Genomic DNA, 972 nt, shown 5'->3' on the forward strand with positions numbered 1-972 from the left:
GGTGCGGATGCGCCGGCCTGCGCGGCCGCGCTGGCGCGGCTGAAAAACGGCTTCGAGATGGGCGACCAGCCGAACTTCACGCACACGAGCGGCTGGCTGGACGCCTGCGAATGCGAACGGCAGCGTCGCCGCGGCCTTGAGAAGGAATCGTCGTTTCACGGTGTCTCCTGACTGGATCGAATGCCGGTCAGGCTACGCCGGCATGCACGCGCGGGCGAGCGGAATGTGGCGAACCGGGAGACGGCCGGGGCGAACCGGACGTCAGGCCGCCGCCTTCGGCAATCCGAACACGAGGTCGAACGCCCAGTTGAACGCGAAGCTGTAGAGGACGAAGAACACGACGAGGCCGATGTCGAGCAGGAAGGCGTCGACGAGCGACGTGTCCAGCGCCCACGCGAACATCGGCACGATGGCGAGCACGAGGCCGCCCTCGAAGCCGATGGCGTGGACGACGCGGCGCAGCAGGCTGCGGCCGCGCGTGGCCTGGCGCGCTTCCCACGCTTCGAACAGCGTGTTGTAGACGAGGTTCCAGACGACGGCCGTCGCCGACGCGAGAACGGCCGCGATGCCGGCGGCGCCCGCATCATGGTCCGCGAGGCCGGCCAGGCCGGCCGTCGTGCTCGCGATGGCGATGGCTTCGTACAGTGTGACGTAGACGATCTTGCGTTTGATGCCCTGCATGGTGTTGCGCTTTCCAATCTCGATGGCGTCAGGATATGTCGGTCGAGTTGATGTATAAAGTCAGGATCTTTCAACTTTATTGATAGGTCATGGCATTCACCAGCGACAGCGTGCGTATCTTCCTGGCCGTGCTCGACCACGGCTCCTTCTCGGCGGCGGCCCGTGCGCTGGGACGCGTGCCGTCGGCCGTCAGCATGGCCATCGCCCAGCTCGAGGCGGAGCTGGATTTGATCCTGTTCGACCGGTCCGGACGCGACCCGCGCCCGACGGACGCCGCGCGGGCGCTGGAGC

General features: G+C 66.9%; 2 protein-coding genes. One reads left to right on the forward strand and one right to left on the reverse strand.

Translation table 11 applies throughout. The features are described 5' to 3' along the window. Nucleotides 1–261: 261 nt before the first annotated feature. The gene (locus ACEN88_RS32715) at nt 262–681 is read right to left on the reverse strand and encodes a PACE efflux transporter (protein ID WP_413346432.1); all 420 of its coding nucleotides are present in this window, start codon (nt 679–681) and stop codon (nt 262–264) included. An 89-nt stretch (nt 682–770) separates the two neighbouring features. Here ACEN88_RS32715 and ACEN88_RS32720 point away from each other — a divergent pair. Further along, on the forward strand, nt 771–972 hold a 202-nt coding region (locus ACEN88_RS32720; RefSeq protein ID WP_413346434.1), incomplete at its 3' end, for a helix-turn-helix domain-containing protein.

This window comes from Massilia sp. CT11-108 (genome assembly GCF_047302915.1).
In the GTDB taxonomy this organism is placed as follows: domain Bacteria; phylum Pseudomonadota; class Gammaproteobacteria; order Burkholderiales; family Burkholderiaceae_D; genus Telluria; species Telluria orientalis.

Excerpts from the sequence above, each read along its gene's own strand:
- ACEN88_RS32715 (WP_413346432.1), bottom strand. The coding sequence starts at position 681 with ATGCAGGGCATCAAACGCAAGATCGTCTACGTCACACTGTACGAAGCC.